Source organism: Pseudonocardia sp. 2-7 (genome assembly GCF_056341085.1).
Map to the genome: position 1 here is coordinate 1,294,644 of NZ_CP094507.1, position 16,557 is coordinate 1,311,200.

Consider the following 16,557-nt stretch of genomic DNA (forward strand, 5'->3'; position numbering starts at 1 on the left):
CGGCGCCCCGGACGGGTCAGCCCGCGGGCTCGGCCGCCGTCCGGTCCCGCTGGGCCGCGACCAGGGCGTCGACGAGCAGGAACAGGATCAGCGAGACCCCCAGCACCGGCAGCACCAGCCCGGCCGCCACCGCGGCCAGCCCGACCAGCGCCACCGCGGCGGGGGAGGGCCGCTCCCGGGACCCCGGCGGCCCGGCGGGTCCGCGCGACCCGTCCGGCCGGGTCGGCCTGCGCAGCCACCACATCCGGTAGCCCCACACGACCAGCACGACCACGGCTGACGCGAGGGCGGCGAGCGCGACCAGGTTGACGGTGCCGAACAGCAGGCCCATGTGCGCGTCGATGCCCCAGCGGGCGAGCTTCGCCGCGACCGGCCAGTCCGCGAAGGCGAGCCGGTCGGTGATCGTCCCGGTCGCCGGGTCCACGGCGACGGAGTCCTGCTGCGACGGCCAGCTGCGCACGGTCTGCTGGACCGTCCAGGCCTCCCCGGGCTCGCCCGGGGTGAGCTCGACCGGTCCGGAGAGGCCGTCGGCGCGCGCGGCGTCGAGGACCCGCTGGGCGACGGCCGGGACCGCCCGCGGGGCCGCCGGTGCGGTCGCGGTGCCCGTCACGGGCGCGGCCGCGTCGCCACCGGCGGCGGGCAGCGTGCTGCTGACCGACGGCGTCGTCCAGTCCAGGGCGGTGCGCAGTGCGCCCACGTTGGCCCCGGCGAACTGCGACCAGGTCAGGCCGGTCGCGGCGAGGAACAGGAAGCCGACCGAGGCCCAGACGCCCACCGCGCCGTGCCAGGACCGCAGCCGCGACCGCGACGACCCGCCGGTCCGCGGCAGCAGCCGCTCCCGGCGTCGTCGTACCCGGCGGGTCACCTGCACCACGAGGCCGGACAGGGTGAGCACGGCCAGCCAGGACGCCGCGAGCTCGGTGTAGACCTGCCCGGGGGCTCCCAGCAGCAGTGAGCGGTGCAGGTTGTCGATCACACCGCGGGCGGGGAGCCACTCGGCGTAGGTGTCGAGGGTGGCCCGCACCTGCGCGGTGTACGGGTCGACGAACACGGTGCGGCTGTAGCTCTCGGGCAGGTCGGCGTCGAAGGACACCCGGGTCGTCGCGCCGGGCTCGCGCGACGGCCGGATCTCGGTGACGGGCAGGCCGGGCTGGGTCGCGACGGCCGCCTCGACCTGACGGGACAGCGGGAGCTCCGGGCCACTGACCGGGGCGGTCAGCGCATCGGCGTACATCCAGCGCTCGATCGGTGGCGACAGCGTGTAGAGCAGTCCCGTGAGCGCCGCGACCAGCAGGAACGGGCCGACGAACAGGCCCGCGTAGAAGTGGATCCGGGTGACGAGTCCCTTCAGGCCCCGGAACAGCGGGGGCCGCTCCGGCGGCGGGACGGGCGCCCCGGGCCGGGTGTCGAGGCCGGTGCTCACCAGCCCGCCACCATCGCCGCGAGCATGACGACCATGCCGACGCTCATCGCGGCGTGGCAGGCGGCGTCCGAGCGCGCGCCCAGCCGCCCCGCGGGTCGCGCGGGCGTCCCGACCCGCTCGGCGAGCGCGGTGGTCGCCCCGGCCGCCCCGTCCGGCGCCGGCTGCGCGGCCGCCGTGGGGTCGGCGCAGTCGCAGGCGGCCCGGTCGGTCGCCTCGGCGGCCGTCGCCGCGTCGTCGGGGGTCAGCGGGTCCCCGGCGTCGCGGTCGTGGCTCAGCGCGCGGGCACCCCAGTACCCGGCGGCGGCCAGCAGCACCGCGCACAGCGCCACGGTCACCGCGACCGCCCATCCGGCCGGGCCTGCGGCATGGGCAGCCCCGGACATGTCCATGGTGTCGCCGCCGTGGTGGGCGTGGGCACCGCCGCCGCCCGCGGCCGCCGGCGGTGAGGCCATGATCAGCGGCATCGCGGCCAGCATCCAGACCATCGCCGCGGCCATCAGTGCGTGCGCCGCACCCGCGACCCGCCCCGAGGGTCCGCAGGGCACCCCGCGTGACGCGGTGACCAGGAAGAACACACCCAGCACGGAGAACAGGACGATCTGGGTCCACAGCCCCGCGCTGCCGTACCAGGTCCAGGTCATGACGACCATCGCCGCGCTCATCAGCAGGTGCGCGAGCTCCGCGGTGCGGTGCGCGGCGGAGCGGCGCTCCGAGACCGCGGTGGCCCAGCGGGCCAGCGCGTAGAACCCGGTGGCGGCGAACACCGCCGTCAGGGCCCAGGCCAGCGGCAACGACGAGATCACAGGTACTCCTCGGGGGCGGGGGAGGTGCGGGGGCGCACGCCGGAAGTGGTCGCCGGTGGGGCCCGTCCGGTTCCCGCGGGTACCGGTCCGAGGGGTGCGACGCCGGTCACTCCCGTCGTGATCGCCGGAGGGCGGTGGCCGGGTGGCGCAGAGGCACGGATGCCGCGGCGGGCGGGTGCAGCGACCGGGGGCGTCCGTGGTCGGATGCCGCTGTGGTCGGGGCGGCGGCCCGGGGCACGCCGGGTGCGGCGCGGTCTCAGGGGCGGGCGGCGCGACGGACGCCGGACGCGGGCGCCCCGGCGGTCCCGGTCCCGTCCTCGCCGAGCGCGCGCAGCAGGTCCTCGCGGGCCCGGGCGACCCGGGACCGGATGGTGCCGACCGGGCAGCCGCAGACCTGTGCGGCCTCGGCGTAGCCCAGGTCCAGGACCTGGGTCAGGACGAACGCCTCACGGCGGTCGTCGGGCAGTGCGTCGACCAGTGTCCGCAGCAGGACGGCCTCCTGCGCGCCGGTGCGCGGCACCGCGCGCTCCAGCACCTCCTGGGTGTCCTCGCCCAGGTCCCGCACGCGGGGACGGCGGACCGCGGTGCGCACCGCGTCGACGGCGACCCGGCGGGCGACCGACAGCAGCCAGGTGCGGGCGGTGGAGCGGCCCGCGAACGAGGGCAGCGACCGCAGGGCCCGCAGGAACGTCTCCTGGGCGAGGTCCTCGGCGTCGTCGCGGCCGGCGAGGTGGACGAGGAAGCGGTGGACGTCGACCTGGGTCGCCCGCACGAACTCCGCGAGCGCGGCGGTGTCACCGGCACCCGCGGCCAACGCCCACGCCGTCACGGTGGCGTCGTCGTGGCGTTCGGGCACGCCGGTCACGGTAGCCGTCGGCCGTGCGGGGCAGAAGCCCGACCCGGTCACCGTCCGCTCCGTGGGAGCACGGTGTGTGACCGGATCGATGCTGTCCGGACGCTACCGTCGCAGGGTGTCCGACATGTGGGTCAGCTGGTCCGGGGGCAAGGACGCGGCGACGGCGCTGGCCGCCGCGCGGCGGGCCGGAGCGCGGGTGACCGGGCTGCTCAGCACCGTCACGGCAGGGCCCGGTGGCGCGGAGATCGCGGTGCACGGCGTGGGGGCCGCGCTCGTCGCCGCCCAGGCCGACGCGCTGGGCCTGCCGCTGCACCGGGTGGAGCTGCCGCCGTCGTGCCCCGACGGCGAGTACCGGGCCCGGCTGCGGGCCGCGCTCGCGCCGGCCGCCGCGTCCGGTGTCACCGGGCTGGTGCACGGCGACCTGGCGCTGGCCGACGTCCGTGCGTTCCGCGAGGAGGTCCTCGACGGCACCGGGGTCACCGGGGTGTTCCCGCTGTGGGGCGCGGCGACCGGTGCGCTGGCCGCCGGGATGCTCGACGCCGGGTTGCGGGCGGTCGTCGTCGCCGTCGACCCGGGCCGGGTCCCCGCGCGGCTCGCCGGGGCTGCGTTCGACGCCGAGTTCCTGGCAGCGCTGCCACCGGGGGTGGACCCGTGCGGGGAGAACGGCGAGTTCCACACCTTCGTCACCGGCGGGCCGGGGTTCGCCCACGACGTGCCGGTCGCGGTCACCGGCACCGTCGCCCGCGACGGCCACGTGCAGGCCGTGCTGGCCCCGGCCGGCTGAGACCGGGTCCGGGCCCGCCGGGCGGCTCAGCCCGCGGTGCGGGAGGCGAGCAGCCGGAACGCCGGCGTCGGCAGCTCGGGGGCGAGGTCGACCACGCAGGTCCGGGCCAGGATCTCCAGGGTGCGCGGGCAGGCGCCGGGGCCGTGGTCGATCTCGGTGCCGTTCGCTGCGTACGGGTCGAACCCGGGGTGCAGCGGGTTGCGGGCCCGCAGCGAGCGCCAGTTCGTGTACACGTGCCGGCCGGTGTCGATGAGCCGGTGCACCCCGCGGCGGGTGCCGAACTCCGCCGCCGCCTCGGCCGACGGGAAGGCCAGCGCCAGCCCGGCGGCGTGCGCCGGGTCGTGGTGCGGCACCGGCTCCAGGTCGCGCCCGATCCGGTCCGACAGCGCCGACAGCATGATGTCGCGGTGCCGCCCGCGCCGGGCGATCTGCGCACGCAGGCCGGCCAGCTGCGGACGCAGCACCGCCGCGGACAGCTCGGGCATCCGCAGGTTGACCCCGACGATCAGGTCCGCGTCGGCCCCGGCGAATCCGGCGCGTTCGTAGCTGCCCACGTCGTGGTACATCGACGCCCGCTCGAACAGCTTCGGGTCCCGGGTGACCAGGGCGCCGCCCTCGCCGGAGCGGATGTTCTTGTGCTGGTTGAAGCTGAAGGCGCCGGCGTGGCCGATCGACCCGGCCGGGCGCCCCCGGTACGTGACGCCGATGGCCTGGCAGGCGTCCTCGATCACGACGAGGTCGTGGGCGGCCGCACGTCCATGATCGCGTCCATGTCGGCGACATGGTTGAGCATGTGCACCGGCAGCACCGCTCGGCTGCGCGGGGTGATCCGGTCCTTGAGGTCGGCCGGGTCCATCGTGAGCGAGGCGTCGACCTCGACCAGGACCGGCACGGCGCCGACGGCGAGTGCCGCGGCGGCCGTCGACACCCAGGTATAGGCGGGGACGAGCACCTCGTCGCCGGGGCCGACCCCGGCGCCGACGAGTGCCGCGACCAGGGCGCTGGTGCCGCTGTTGACGGCCAGTGCGTGCGAGGTCCCGAGGAACCCGGCGAGCTCGGACTCGAACCGTGCGACCTCCGAGCGGTCGCCGCCGGTGAAGCGGCCCAGCTCCCCGCGCCCGAGGACCCGGACCGTCGCGGCCATCCCCCGTGCGGTCGTCGCCATGGCGGCGAGTCCCATACCGTGCTCCTCCGGATGCGAACCGTGTGAACCGGACACGACGGTACCGGGCGGGTCGGCACGCCCCCGGCGACGGGAGGCCGGGAGCAGCCACAGCGTCCTCACAGCCGAGCCGGGGCACCATCGGTGGCAGTACCGCACCACGTTCGGAAGGAACCGCCCTCCATGCTCATCGACACCCGGCGCGCGCTCCCCGGCTCCATCTTCGAGGCCGAGGTCTGCGTGATCGGCAGCGGTCCGGCCGGGGCCGCTGCCGCGACCGAGTTGGCCGACCGCGGCCTGCGCGTCGTCGTCCTGGAGGGTGGCGGCCCGGGTCTGAGCCGCACCGCCCGCGACACCTACCGGGGCATCACCGGGCGGGGCAAGCACGACCCGGTCGACGCCGTCCGGCAGAAGCGCCTCGGCGGCACCTCCCTGGTGTGGGGCGGGCGCTGCGCTCCGCTCGACGACGTCGACTTCTCCGACCGCGAGTGGATGCCCGGTGCCGCGTGGCCGATCCGGCACGAGGAGCTGCGCGCCTGGTACCCGGCCGCCCAGCGGCACCTCGACGCCGGCGCCTGCGAGTACTCGGCCCCGGAGTCGGGCTTCCCGGCCGGCCCGCCCGGGATCCACAGCGACACCCTGCGCTGGGACGACCTGTGGCGCTGGAGCCCGCCGACGTCGTTCGCGCCGACCGTGGAGACCATGGCGAAGGCGGGGCGGATCCGGCTGTTCCTGCACGCCACCGTCGCCCGTCTGGAGCGCGACCCGGTGTCGGGCACCGCGACCGAGGCCGTCGTCGTCCCGCGGCCGGGATGCGACATCCGGATCCGGGCGCGGCATTTCGTCGTCGCGGCGGGGGGCCTGGAGTCGGTCCGGATCCTGCTCGCCTCCGACGGCTACGGCGGCACCGGGACCGGAGCCGGGATCGGCGACGAGTACGGCCAGGTCGGGCGGCACTACATGACCCACCCGGTGGGCGAGGTGGGGCGGCTGCGGCTGACCACGGCCGGGCGCACGCTGGGCCTGGGCTATCTGCCCACCGACGACGGCGTCTACGCCCGCCGGATGCTCTCGCTGTCCCCGCAGGTCCAGGCCGACCACCGGCTGGGCAACCTGAAGGCAGCGCTGTGGTTCGCCGACCCGAAGGACGCCGAGCACGGCGACGCGCTGCTGTCGACGTTCGCGCTGACCTACTGGGGCCTGGGCAAGCTCCGCACCGGGTTCAAGGCCGCCGGGACGCACGCCCAGTACAGCCACACCACCGACATCGGCCACCACGTGCGCAACGTCGCCGCCGACCCGCTGCGGGTGGCACGCTTCGCCCGTGGGTGGGCCCGGCCGCGGATCACCGGGGAGCGGCGGGTGCCGTCGTTCATGCCGCTGGACTCCGCGCACTGCCGGCTGCGGTTCGACGCCGAGCAGACCCCCGACCCGGGGAACCGGGTCACGCTCGACCGCGAGCGCGACGCGCTGGGCCAGCACCGGCTGCGGGTCGACTACCGGGTCTCCGCCGCTGACCGGGAGGCGATCGTGACGTCGCTGTCCCTGATCGGCAAGGAGCTGGAGCGGACCGGGCTCGCCCACGTCGACCTGTCCGACGTGGAGCACGTGCACGACATGGACATGACCGACGGCACCCACCAGATGGGGCTGCTGCGCATGTCGGACTCGCCGCGCACCGGCGTCGTGGACCCGGAGTGCCGGGTCCACGGCACGCCGAACGTGCACATCGCCTCCAGCGCGGTGTTCCCGTCGGCCGGCGCGGTCGGGCCGACGCTGGCGCTGGTCGCGCTGGCCTGCCGGACCGCGGAGCTGATCACGGCCGACGTCCGGGGCTGAGCCCGCGCGGTCAGCCGCGCAGCAGCGTGACCCCGGTCCCGGCGTCGTCGAGCGCCGCCCACATCTCCTCGAGGGGAAGTGGGCGGTGCCGGGTCCGGGTGATCACCGCGTGCGACGGCGTCGGGACGAACGGGAACACCGCCGCCAGCCCGGCGACGGTCTCGCAGAGCCGCTCGGCGGCCGCGGCCAGGGACCGGACGTCGGCGCCGGGCAGCAGCAGGAGGAACTCCTCGCGCCCGACGCGCACCGGCCGCCCGGCGGACCCGACCTGCCCGGTGAGCAGCCGGGCGATCCCGCGGAGCACCGCGGTCTCGGCACGGAACCCGTGCCGCCGGGTCATCGACCCCAGCCCCTGCACCCGCAGCAGCACCAGGCCCAGCGGCAGGGTGCCCGGCGCGGACCCGTCGAGCCAGCGCTCCAGGAACGCCCGGGTCGGCAGCCCGCTGCGCGGGTCGCGCTCGGCGCCGGGTTCGAGCTCGTCGAGCCGGGTCTGCGCGGCGTCGGCGCGGCGGCGTTCCAGCGACAGCTCGCGGGCGAGGGTGTCGGCCGCGGCGTCGTAACGGTGGTCGGTGGCCGTGCCGGGGATGGGGACGACCCGGGAGAGCACCTCGTCGAGGCCGCCGGTGTGCCGCGAGCCGAGCCGCGCGCCGAGCTGGTGACGCAGCCGCAGCAGCTCGGAGTGGGCGTCGGCGTGCCGGAAGGACCAGCGGGCGGAGAACAGCCTGCCCCGCTCCAGCGAGCGCGCCGCCCCGTCGACGGCCTCCAGGTCGTGGGCGACGACGGTCGCCCCGGACCGCGGCGTCAGGACGGTGACGCTCCGCTCGCGGGCCGCGTCCTCGCCGTCGGTGAGCCGGATGTGCCCGAGGCCGTCGGGGAGCCCGTCGGGGGCGTCGCCGACGGTGGCGACGACGGCGCCGTCCCCGCAGACGGCGGCGAGCCGGTCCCAGACGCCGAGCGCCGGCCGGAGGTACTCCGACCGCTGGACGAGCCCGACGACCGCCATCGGCCGGTCCCGGGACGGGGCGAGGGCGAACTCCTCGATCGCCAGGGCGAGCGCGTCGAGCAGCGGCTTCGTGACGGTCCGTGAGGGGCGGTGCGCGACGCCGGGCATGAGTGCGGAGTCCCCGGCACTGATCACTCACGCCTCACTCATTTGCAGTAACGCTTGTCACAAAGTTATACGTGCGTGAACGGTTAAGCGGTTGCCTGTGTGATGCGAGTCTCGGTCCCTCCCCGTAACAGTGCGGCGGCAAGTACCGCACCGATCACGAGGAGTGATGCCCCGATCCACATGGCGCTCGTGAACCCCGGCCCGAACGAGGCCGGGTCGGCCGGGGCGTCCCCGCGGATCCCTGCGATCGCGGGCACGGCCGCCACCGCGAGCAGGCCCGCCGCCCGCGCGATCGCGTTGTTGACCCCCGACGCGACGCCCGCGTGCCGGTCCGCCGCCGCGTCGAGCACCGCCGTGGTCAGCGGCGCGACGGCCGCGGACAGCCCCAGCCCGACCAGCGCCGTCGCCGGGAGCACGTCGGTGAGCCAGGTCGCGCCGGGCCCGATCCGCGACGCCAGCAGCATCCCGGCCGCGGCCAGCAGCAGCCCGCCGGTGACCAGCGGCGCCGGGCCCGTGCGCGTCGCGAGCCGCCCGGCGCGGGCCGACAGCAGCAGCATGAGCACGGTGACCGGCAGGGTCGCGGTCCCCGCCAGCAACGGGGAGAACCCGGCCACGATCTGCAGCTGCACGGCGAGCAGCACGAACAGCAGCCCCAGCGCCGCATAGACGGCGACGGTCACGACGTTCGCGCCGGTGAACCGGCGCCCGTCCCCGGCGTCGCCGGTGCCGGTGAACAGCTCCGGTGGAACCAGCGGGGACCGGCTGCGCCGTTCGACCAGCGCGAACGCCACGAGTGCCGCCACTCCGGCGAGGCCCGCGCCCCACACCTGCAGCCCGGGCGATGCACCGGCGCCGGCCGCCGTCCCGGCCCAGGTCAGCAACGCCAGCCCGGCGACCGCGAGCACGCTGCCCGGGACGTCGAGCCGGTGCGCGGCGTCGGGGTCACGCGACTCGGGCACGTGCCGCACCGCCACCGCGACGACGACCGCCGCGAGCGGCAGGTTGATCAGGAACACCGCCCGCCACGACCACTCCACGAGCGTCCCGCCGACGAACGGGCCCAGCGCCCCCGCGACCCCGCCGAGCCCGGACCAGGCCCCGATCGCCGCCGCCCGGTCCGCCCCGTGGAACGACGCCGAGATCAGCGCCAGGCTGCCCGGGGTCAGCAGCGCCCCGCCCACCCCCTGCAGGGCCCGGGCCGCGGCGAGCACCTCGACGCTCGGCGCCAGCCCGCACAGCAGCGAGGCCAGCGCGAACCAGACCGCCCCGGTCACGAAGATCCGCCGCCTGCCGAACCGGTCGCCCAGCGAGCCGCCGAGCAGGATCAGCCCGGCCAGGGTCAGCGTGTAGCCGTTGACCGTCCACTGGAGACCGGCGAATCCGGCGCCGAGGTCCTCGGCGATGCGGGGCAGGGCGATCGTGACGACGGTGTTGTCGAGCATCGCCATGCCCGAGCCGAGCACGCAGGCCGTGATGACCCAACGGCCGGCCGCGGTGCCGGTGCGCAGTCCGGTGTCCATGGTCGGCGAACACCGGGATGTCCTGGTCTCTTCCGTCGCCGCGACGTGCCGTTCCTGTCAGGGGGTGCCTGCACACTGCCGGCCATGGCGGAACGGGCGGCGCGGCCGCTGATCGGGATCGAGGACCTGGCGGTCCCGGAGTGGGCGCGGACGATGCAGGTGGCCGCCGAGGCCGGGGTCCTCGCCGTCGCCCGGTCGGTGCCGAGGACCGCGATGTCGCTGACCCGGTGGGCGTGGCGGGCCGCGCCGGGATGGACGCTGCTGGCCGGGATCGTGCATCTGCTGGCGGGTGTCGCGACCGCGTTCGGACTGCTCGCCACGGCCGACGTGTTCACCCGGCTGCTCGCGGACGGTCCGACCCCGGAACGGGTGGTGGCGTCCCTGCCGGCCGTCGCCCTCGTCGTGGCGGCACTGTCGGCGCGCGCAGCCCTCGAGCTCGCCGTCCGTGCCGTCACGACGACGCTCGCGCCCCGGGTCGAGCGACTGGTCGAGCGCGAGCTGCTGGAGCACGTCGCCGGGGTCGAGCTGATCGCCTTCGACGACGCCGACTTCACGCTGCTCGTGCAGCGGGCCGATCAGGCGACGGCCCGGATCAGGGAGGGCGTCCGGATGGTCGGCGACCTGCTCGGGAACTGCATCGGCCTGCTCGCCGCGGCCGCCACGGTGGGCGTGGTCCATCCCCTGCTGGTCCCGGTGGTGCTCCTCGCCGCCCTGCCGCAGGCGTGGGCGACCCTGCGCACGATCCGCAACACCTTCCTGTCCCACCTGCGGATGATGGCCAACCACCGACGTCTCGCCATCAGCGGTGGCCTGCTGACCAGCCGCGGCGACGCGGCCGAGGTCCGCGCCTTCACCGTGCAGGACACACTCCTGGCCGAGCACGCGCGCATCGCCGCGGTGGTCGCGGAGGAATCCGTCCGGGTCGGCCACCGCGCCACGCTCGTCACCGCGGTCGGCCGCGTCCTCGGGGGCGTCGGGGCCGGAGCGGGGTATGCGGTTCTCGGCCTGTTGCTCCACGGCGGATGGCTCCCGCTGGCGCTGGCGGGTACGGGGGTCCTCGCGCTCCGGACCGCGACGTCGTCAGCGGTGGGGGTGGTGCTGGGGGTGAACAACCTGTTCGACGCCGGACTGTTCGCCGAGCTCTACGACCGGTGTCTCGTCGAAGCGCGCGACCGCCGGTCCCGCGGGACCGCTGCGCCCGCCGGCGATCCGGACGAGATCCGCTTCTCCGGCGTCACCTTCACCTACCCCGGCCAGCCCGATCCGGCACTGGCGGGGATCGACCTCACCCTCCGCCGCGGCGAGGTCGTCGCGTTGGTGGGGGAGAACGGCTCGGGGAAGTCGACGCTCGCCAAGCTCGCGGTCGGGCTCTATCGGCCGCAGACCGGCAGCGTCCGGTGGGACGGCCTCGACACCGGCGGCCTCGACCAGCGCGCACTCCACGACCGGGTGGCCCTCGTGCTGCAGGAACCGGTGCACTGGCCGGTGTCGGCGGAGGACAACATCCGCCTCGGCCGCCTCGACCGCCCCGACGCCGGTGGGACCGCGCTGGCCGACGCCGTCGAGCGGTCCGGGGCCCGCGCGGTGCTCGACGACCTGCCGGACGGCGGCGCGACGGTGCTGTCCCGGGCGTTCCAGGGCGGTCGGGATCTGTCCGGTGGGCAGTGGCAGCGCATCGCGGTCGCGCGTGGTCTCTACCGCGATGCGGCCGTCGTCGTCGCCGACGAACCGACGGCCGCCCTGGACGCCCGTGCCGAGCACGCCGTGTTCGGCGCGTTGCGCGAGCTGTCCGGTGGCCGTGACCGGATCACCGTCCTCGTCACGCACCGCCTGGCGAACATCCGCGGCGTGGACCGCATCGTCGTACTCGACCGCGGCCGCATCATCGAGCAGGGCACGCACGCCGAGCTCATGGCGAACGACGGCCCCTACCGGGAGCTCTTCACCCTGCAGGGGGCCGCCTACGCCGACCTGTGAGCCGTGCGGCCGCGTCCCAGCCGGGGTCAGCCGGTGACCACCCCCGCCCGCCGCCCGGCCTCGGCGAGCCGCTCGGCCAGCAGCGCCGCGGCCGCCTCGTCCACCCGCCCCACCGACAGCCGCAGCATCTGCCGGTCGTCGGGCAGGAACGCGGTGCCGGGGATGGTCAGGGTGTCGTGGTCGAGCAGCAGCGTCCGGACGACGTCGAGGGTCGGGCGGTCCGGGAACGGATGGCGCACCCAGGCGAAGAACCCGCCGAGGGCGGCGACCTCGAACCCACCCGGCCGGTCGGCGAGTGCGGCACCGACCCACTCCCGCCGCCGGGCGATCTCCGCGACCCGGTCGGCCCGCCACGCCCCGGCGCGGGTGAGCCCGGCCACCGCGGCCTCCTGCCCGGTCCGCGGTGCGCAGATGGCGATGCAGTCGAGCAGCTTGAGCACCTGGCGTCGCAGCTCGGGGCCCGCGATCACCGATCCGACCCGGTACGCCGGGATGGCCAGGTCCTTGGAGTAGGAGTGCAGGCCGACCACGGTCGAACGCCACGCCGGGTCGGCGAACAGCGTGTGCGACGGCTCGGTCGTGTCCGGGCGGAACGAGCGGTAGGTCTCGTCGAGGACGAGCGCGATGTCGTGGCGCCGGGCCAGCTCGGCGAACGCGGTGATCTCCTCGGGCGGGACCGTCACCCCGCTCGGGTTCCCCGGGGTGACCAGCACGATCGCCCGGGTCCGCGGGGTGAGGAGCGCCTCGGCGTCGGCGGCCCGCGGGACCAGGTCGGCGTCGGGCTCCAGGTACACCGGCGTGACGCCGCGCATCCGCAGCCACATGTCGTGGTTGAAGTAGTAGGGCAGCGGCGAGATCACCTCGTCGCCCGGACCGGCGAGCGCGTCGGCGACCACGGCGAACGCCTGGTTGCAGCCCGCGGTGACCACGACGTCGTCGGGGGTGAGGTCCCCGCCGTGCTCGCGGGCCAGCTCGTCGGCGATCGCCCGCCGCAGCGGCGGGATGCCCGGCACCGGCGCGTAGCCGGACAGGCCGGGGTCCCGTGCGACCTCGACGACGCGCTCGACGACCTCGGGTGCCGGCGGGTACGGCGGCGCGGCCTGCGACAGGTCCAGCAACGGGTGCGTCGCGTTCCGCGCCGGGTCCCGCTCGCCGGCCAGCGCGAGGGCCGCACCGATGGGGGAGTCGCTGCCGGCCGCCGTCGTGGGGTCGAGTCGCACCGTGGGATGCCGCCTTCCGGGTCGTCCTGCGTCGGTCCTGCGGTCCGATCGTCGCCGACGCGGCCCGGGGCGGTCCAGCGACCCTCGGGATACGGTCGCCGCACGAGGCGTTGCGAGGTGGCACGGTGGTCGAGGTCCGCACGGCGCCCGGCGCGGGGTTCCGCCGCCGGGTCCTGCTCGTCCTGTGCCTCACCGAGATCACCAGCTGGGGCGTCCTCTACTACGCGTTCCCGGTGCTCGCGCCGTCGATCTCGGCGGACACCGGCTGGTCGGTGAGCGCGGTGACCGGCGCGTTCTCCGCGGGCCTCGGGGTGTCCGCGCTGGCCGGGATCGTCGTCGGACGGCTGCTGGACCGGTGGGGCCCGCGCTGGGTGATGACGGCCGGATCGCTGCTGGGGGTGCCCGCCGTCGTCGGGATCGCGGTCGCGCCGTCCTGGCCGTGGTTCCTCGTCGCGTGGCTGGTCGCGGGGCTCGCGCAGTCCGCGACGCTGTACCCGCCCGCGTTCGCGGCGCTGACCCGCTGGTGGGGGAGCGACCGGGTGCGCGCGCTGACCGGGCTCACCCTGGCCGGCGGCCTGGCCAGCACGGTGTTCGCTCCGATGTCGGCGGCGCTGCTCGGCGGGTTCGGCTGGCGCGGCACCTACCTGGTGCTCGCCGTCGTCCTGCTGGTCGTGACGGTCCCCGCGCACCTGCTCGGGCTGCGCGGCCCGTGGCCGGAGGCACCCGCCCCGCCCGAGCACGCCGACCCGGGCGCGATCGCGCGCAGCCGCCCGTTCCTGCTGACCGTGGCCGCGGTGTTCCTCGGCACGTTCTGCGGGTTCGCGGTCGCGGTGAACCAGGTGCCGCTGCTCATCGAGCGGGGACTCGACGTACAGACGGCGGCCTGGGCGCTGGGGCTCGGCGGGGTCGGGCAGGTCGCCGGGCGTGCCCTCTACACCCGTGCCGTGGGACGGGTGGCCCCACCGGCACGGGCGGTGCTCGTCCTGGTGGCGCTGGCCGCGTCGACCGCGCTGCTGGGACTGCTGCCCGGCCCGGCGTGGCTGCTGGTCGGCGCGGCGGTGCTGACCGGCGCGGCCCGTGGGATCACGACGCTGCTGCAGGCCACAGCGGTGTCGGACCGGTGGCCGTCGCGGTTCTACGGGCGGCTCGGCGGGCTGCTGTCGGCGCCCGCGACGGTGGCGGTCGCGGTCTCGCCGTGGGCCGGCGCGGCGCTGGCCGGGCCGCTCGGGGGCTACCCGCAGTTGTTCGCGGTGCTCGCCGGGGCCGCCGCGGTGGGGGCGGTGCTGGCCGTCGGCACCCGGGTCCGTGATCCGCGGTGACCCGGCCGGGCCGTGCCCGTGCCCCCGGGACCTGCCGCCGGTGGTGGCGCGGCGTCGCGTGTCCCGGCCGCCCCGCGACGACCACGCCGCGCCGATCCTCCCTCACGGATGGGCGACGGGCCCGGAACGCACGAAACCGGCCACGGAGGACCGTGACCGGTTTCGGAGGATGTGTGTCCGAGGGGGGACTTGAACCCCCACCCCCTTATACGGGGACTAGCACCTCAAGCTAGCGCGTCTGCCATTCCGCCACTCGGACGTCGCGATCTCTCGATCGCGTCGTGGGGGAAGCATAGCCGAGGCCCACGGCCGGGTTGCGGCGGGGTCGGCACGCGTCGCCGGTGGTAGAACGACGCCCATGACCGCTTCAGCGAACGACGACCCGAGCAGTGCCGAGGACGAGGTCGTGCAGCTGTGTTCGGAGCTGATCCGGATCGACACGACCAACACCGCCGACCCGGAGACCCTCGTCGGTGAGGCCGAGGCGGCCGACTACGTGGCGGACAAGCTGCGCGAGGTCGGCTACGACGTCGAGCTCGTCGAGTCCGGCATGCCCGGGCGGATGAACGTGATCGCCCGGCTCGAGGGCGCCGACCGCACCCGCGGTGCACTGCTGATGCACGGCCACCTCGACGTCGTCCCCGCGGACGCGGGCGAGTGGTCGGTGCACCCCTTCTCCGGGGCCGTGCAGGACGGCTACGTCTGGGGCCGCGGCGCCGTCGACATGAAGGACATGGACGCGATGATGCTGGCGGTCGCCCGCCGCTTCAAGCGCGAGGGTGTCGTGCCGCCGCGGGACATCGTGTGGGCCTTCGTCGCCGACGAGGAGGCCGGCGGGAAGTGGGGCGCGCAGTGGCTGGTCGAGCACCGGCCCGATCTCTTCGAGGGGTGCACCGAGGCCGTCGGCGAGGTCGGTGGGTTCTCGCTGACCCTCGGTGAGGACCAGCGGGCGTACCTGATCGAGGCCGCGGAGAAGGGCATCGCCTGGATGCGGCTGCGGGCCAAGGGCAAGCCCGGCCACGGCTCGTTCCTGCACGACGACAACGCCGTCACCATCCTGGCCGAGGCCGTCGCCCGGCTCGGGAACCACACCTTCCCGCTCACGATCACCGACACGGTGCAGGCGTTCCTGGACCGGATGACCGAGCTGACCGGCGTCGAGTACCCGGAGGACGACCTCGAGGGCGCCCTGGCCAAGCTCGGACCGATCTCGCGGATCATCGGCGCGACCGTGCGGGACACCGCGAACCCGACGATGCTCAACGCCGGGTACAAGGCCAACGTCATCCCGTCGACGGCCGAGGCGGTCGTCGACTGCCGGGTGCTGCCGGGCCGCGAGGAGGCGTTCCTGCGCGAGGTCGACGAGCTGCTCGGCCCGGACGTCGAGCGCGAGTGGGTCACCGACCTGCCGGCCGTCGAGACGCCGTTCGAGGGTGCGCTGACCGACGCGATGCAGGCCGCGCTGCGCACCGAGGACCCGACCGCCGAGATCGTCCCGTACATGCTGTCCGGGGGGACCGACGCGAAGGCGTTCTCGACGCTGGGCATGAAGTGCTACGGCTTCGCGCCGCTGCGGCTGCCCCCGGAGCTGGACTTCGCGTCGCTGTTCCACGGCATCGACGAGCGGGTGCCGGTGGACGCGCTGAGGTTCGGCACCCGGGTGCTCGACCGCTTCCTGCGCACGGTGTGACGGGGACGCCGGGCCCGGCCGGCCCGGCACCCCGCTCCGTGACGGCACCGGCCGCCGGGTGGCAGGGTGGCGGCATGGATCTCTCGGGCAAGGTCGCCCTGGTCACCGGAGGCGCGTCGGGCATCGGCGCGGCCGCGGTCGACCGGCTGGTGGCGGCGGGTGCGCAGGTCGTGGTCGTCGACCGGGACGCCGACGGCGCCGCGGCCGTCGCGGAGAGGGCCGGTGGGCTCGCCCACGCGGCCGACGTCACCGACCCCGCGGCGATGGCCGCCGCGGTGGCCGCGGCCGAGGAGCGTTTCGGGCGGCTCGACATCGTGCTGCTCAACGCCGGCGTCACGGCGGGCCAGTCCGGCGTCACCGACCTCGACCTGGACGGCTACCGGCGCATCCTCGGCGTGAACCTCGACCACGTGGTGTTCGGGCTCAACGCCGCCGTCCCGGCGCTGCGCCGCGCCGGGGGCGGTCACGTGGTGGCGACCGCGTCGCTGGCCGGGCTGATCGGCCTGCCCGGCGACGCGCTCTACACCGCGACCAAGCACGCCGTCGTCGGCTACGTCCGGGCCGCGGGCCCGGCGCTGGCGGGGGAGGGCATCCGGGTCACCGCCGTGTGCCCCGGGTTCGCCGACACCCCGCTGATCGGCAACGTCCGCGCCCAGTTCGGCGACTTCCCGCTGCTGGGGGCCGACGACGTCGCCGCGGCCGTCGAGCAGATCCTGGAGCGGGGCGAGCCGGGGGAGTGCTGGTACGTGCAGCCCGGCCGCGAGCCCGCGCCCTACGGCTTCCGGGGGGTGCCCAGCCCGCGCGGGGCGGGCACGCCGCCGGAGGTCGGCTGGCAGGACGCCTGAGCCGGGTC

General features: G+C 75.9%; 12 protein-coding genes, 1 tRNA gene and 1 pseudogene. 6 read left to right on the forward strand and 8 right to left on the reverse strand.

The genetic code is table 11. The features are described 5' to 3' along the window. Positions 1-16: 16 nt before the first annotated feature. From MTO91_RS06545 to MTO91_RS06555, 3 genes are all read right to left on the reverse strand, one after another. On the reverse strand, positions 17-1,423 hold the full coding sequence (locus MTO91_RS06545; protein WP_405418857.1) for a PepSY-associated TM helix domain-containing protein: 1,407 nt from the start codon (positions 1,421-1,423) through the stop codon (positions 17-19). Continuing rightward, the gene (locus tag MTO91_RS06550; protein ID WP_476654046.1) at positions 1,420-2,226 is read right to left on the reverse strand and encodes a DUF5134 domain-containing protein; all 807 of its coding nucleotides are present in this window, start codon (positions 2,224-2,226) and stop codon (positions 1,420-1,422) included. Before MTO91_RS06550 ends, MTO91_RS06545 begins: the two co-directional genes overlap by 4 nt. A gap of 256 nt (positions 2,227-2,482) precedes the next feature. After that, the gene (locus MTO91_RS06555; RefSeq protein ID WP_062404298.1) at positions 2,483-3,082 is read right to left on the reverse strand and encodes a sigma-70 family RNA polymerase sigma factor; all 600 of its coding nucleotides are present in this window, start codon (positions 3,080-3,082) and stop codon (positions 2,483-2,485) included. Positions 3,083-3,206: 124 nt separating this feature from the next. Here MTO91_RS06555 and MTO91_RS06560 point away from each other — a divergent pair, with 124 nt between their 5' ends. Next, positions 3,207-3,866, forward strand: coding sequence for a Dph6-related ATP pyrophosphatase (locus tag MTO91_RS06560; RefSeq protein ID WP_476654823.1), 660 nt, complete (start codon positions 3,207-3,209; stop codon positions 3,864-3,866). A gap of 26 nt (positions 3,867-3,892) precedes the next feature. On the opposite strand, the pseudogene MTO91_RS06565 reads toward MTO91_RS06560, so the two are convergent. Further along, positions 3,893-5,046, reverse strand: a pseudogene (locus MTO91_RS06565) (DegT/DnrJ/EryC1/StrS family aminotransferase). Positions 5,047-5,211: 165 nt separating this feature from the next. On the opposite strand from MTO91_RS06565, the gene MTO91_RS06570 reads away from it, so the two are divergent. Then, positions 5,212-6,867 (forward strand): FAD-dependent oxidoreductase, encoded by a 1,656-nt coding sequence (locus MTO91_RS06570; RefSeq protein WP_476654047.1) that lies wholly within the window; start codon positions 5,212-5,214, stop codon positions 6,865-6,867. A gap of 10 nt (positions 6,868-6,877) precedes the next feature. On the opposite strand, the gene MTO91_RS06575 is transcribed toward MTO91_RS06570, so the two are convergent. Both MTO91_RS06575 and MTO91_RS06580 read right to left on the reverse strand, forming a co-directional pair. Next, the gene (locus MTO91_RS06575; protein ID WP_476654048.1) at positions 6,878-8,005 is read right to left on the reverse strand and encodes a GGDEF domain-containing protein; all 1,128 of its coding nucleotides are present in this window, start codon (positions 8,003-8,005) and stop codon (positions 6,878-6,880) included. Between the two features lie 56 nt (positions 8,006-8,061). Further along, a complete protein-coding gene (locus MTO91_RS06580; RefSeq protein ID WP_346104155.1) occupies positions 8,062-9,498 on the reverse strand; it encodes an MFS transporter in 1,437 nt (478 codons plus the stop codon). A gap of 84 nt (positions 9,499-9,582) precedes the next feature. Between MTO91_RS06580 and MTO91_RS06585 the strand changes: the two genes are divergently transcribed. Beyond that, the gene (locus MTO91_RS06585; RefSeq protein ID WP_405418847.1) at positions 9,583-11,475 is read left to right on the forward strand and encodes an ABC transporter ATP-binding protein; all 1,893 of its coding nucleotides are present in this window, start codon (positions 9,583-9,585) and stop codon (positions 11,473-11,475) included. A gap of 26 nt (positions 11,476-11,501) precedes the next feature. Here MTO91_RS06585 and MTO91_RS06590 read toward each other — a convergent pair whose 3' ends face one another. After that, on the reverse strand, positions 11,502-12,695 hold the full coding sequence (locus tag MTO91_RS06590) for an aminotransferase (protein WP_405418845.1): 1,194 nt from the start codon (positions 12,693-12,695) through the stop codon (positions 11,502-11,504). 125 nt (positions 12,696-12,820) lie between these two features. Here MTO91_RS06590 and MTO91_RS06595 point away from each other — a divergent pair, with 125 nt between their 5' ends. Continuing rightward, positions 12,821-14,014: an MFS transporter gene (locus tag MTO91_RS06595; protein WP_476654049.1), complete on the forward strand. Its 1,194-nt coding sequence runs from the start codon at positions 12,821-12,823 to the stop codon at positions 14,012-14,014. A 174-nt stretch (positions 14,015-14,188) separates the two neighbouring features. On the opposite strand, the gene MTO91_RS06600 is transcribed toward MTO91_RS06595, so the two are convergent. Then, positions 14,189-14,273: transfer RNA gene (locus MTO91_RS06600), tRNA-Leu, on the reverse strand. Positions 14,274-14,372: 99 nt separating this feature from the next. Here MTO91_RS06600 and MTO91_RS06605 point away from each other — a divergent pair. Both MTO91_RS06605 and MTO91_RS06610 read left to right on the forward strand, forming a co-directional pair. Then, positions 14,373-15,704 (forward strand): M20/M25/M40 family metallo-hydrolase, encoded by a 1,332-nt coding sequence (locus tag MTO91_RS06605; protein ID WP_251786812.1) that lies wholly within the window; start codon positions 14,373-14,375, stop codon positions 15,702-15,704. Positions 15,705-15,778: 74 nt separating this feature from the next. Next, positions 15,779-16,549 (forward strand): SDR family oxidoreductase, encoded by a 771-nt coding sequence (locus tag MTO91_RS06610; protein ID WP_405418839.1) that lies wholly within the window; start codon positions 15,779-15,781, stop codon positions 16,547-16,549. Positions 16,550-16,557: the final 8 nt, after the last annotated feature.

What these genes read in the sequence shown, in the direction of transcription:
- MTO91_RS06570 (WP_476654047.1), top strand. Translation starts at nt 5,212, where the DNA reads ATGCTCATCGACACCCGGCGCGCGCTCCCCGGCTCCATCTTCGAGGCC.
- MTO91_RS06585 (WP_405418847.1), top strand. Translation starts at nt 9,583, where the DNA reads ATGGCGGAACGGGCGGCGCGGCCGCTGATCGGGATCGAGGACCTGGCG.
- MTO91_RS06605 (WP_251786812.1), top strand. Translation starts at nt 14,373, where the DNA reads ATGACCGCTTCAGCGAACGACGACCCGAGCAGTGCCGAGGACGAGGTC.
- MTO91_RS06560 (WP_476654823.1), top strand. Translation starts at nt 3,207, where the DNA reads ATGTGGGTCAGCTGGTCCGGGGGCAAGGACGCGGCGACGGCGCTGGCC.
- MTO91_RS06580 (WP_346104155.1), bottom strand. Translation starts at nt 9,498, where the DNA reads ATGGACACCGGACTGCGCACCGGCACCGCGGCCGGCCGTTGGGTCATC.
- MTO91_RS06610 (WP_405418839.1), top strand. Translation starts at nt 15,779, where the DNA reads ATGGATCTCTCGGGCAAGGTCGCCCTGGTCACCGGAGGCGCGTCGGGC.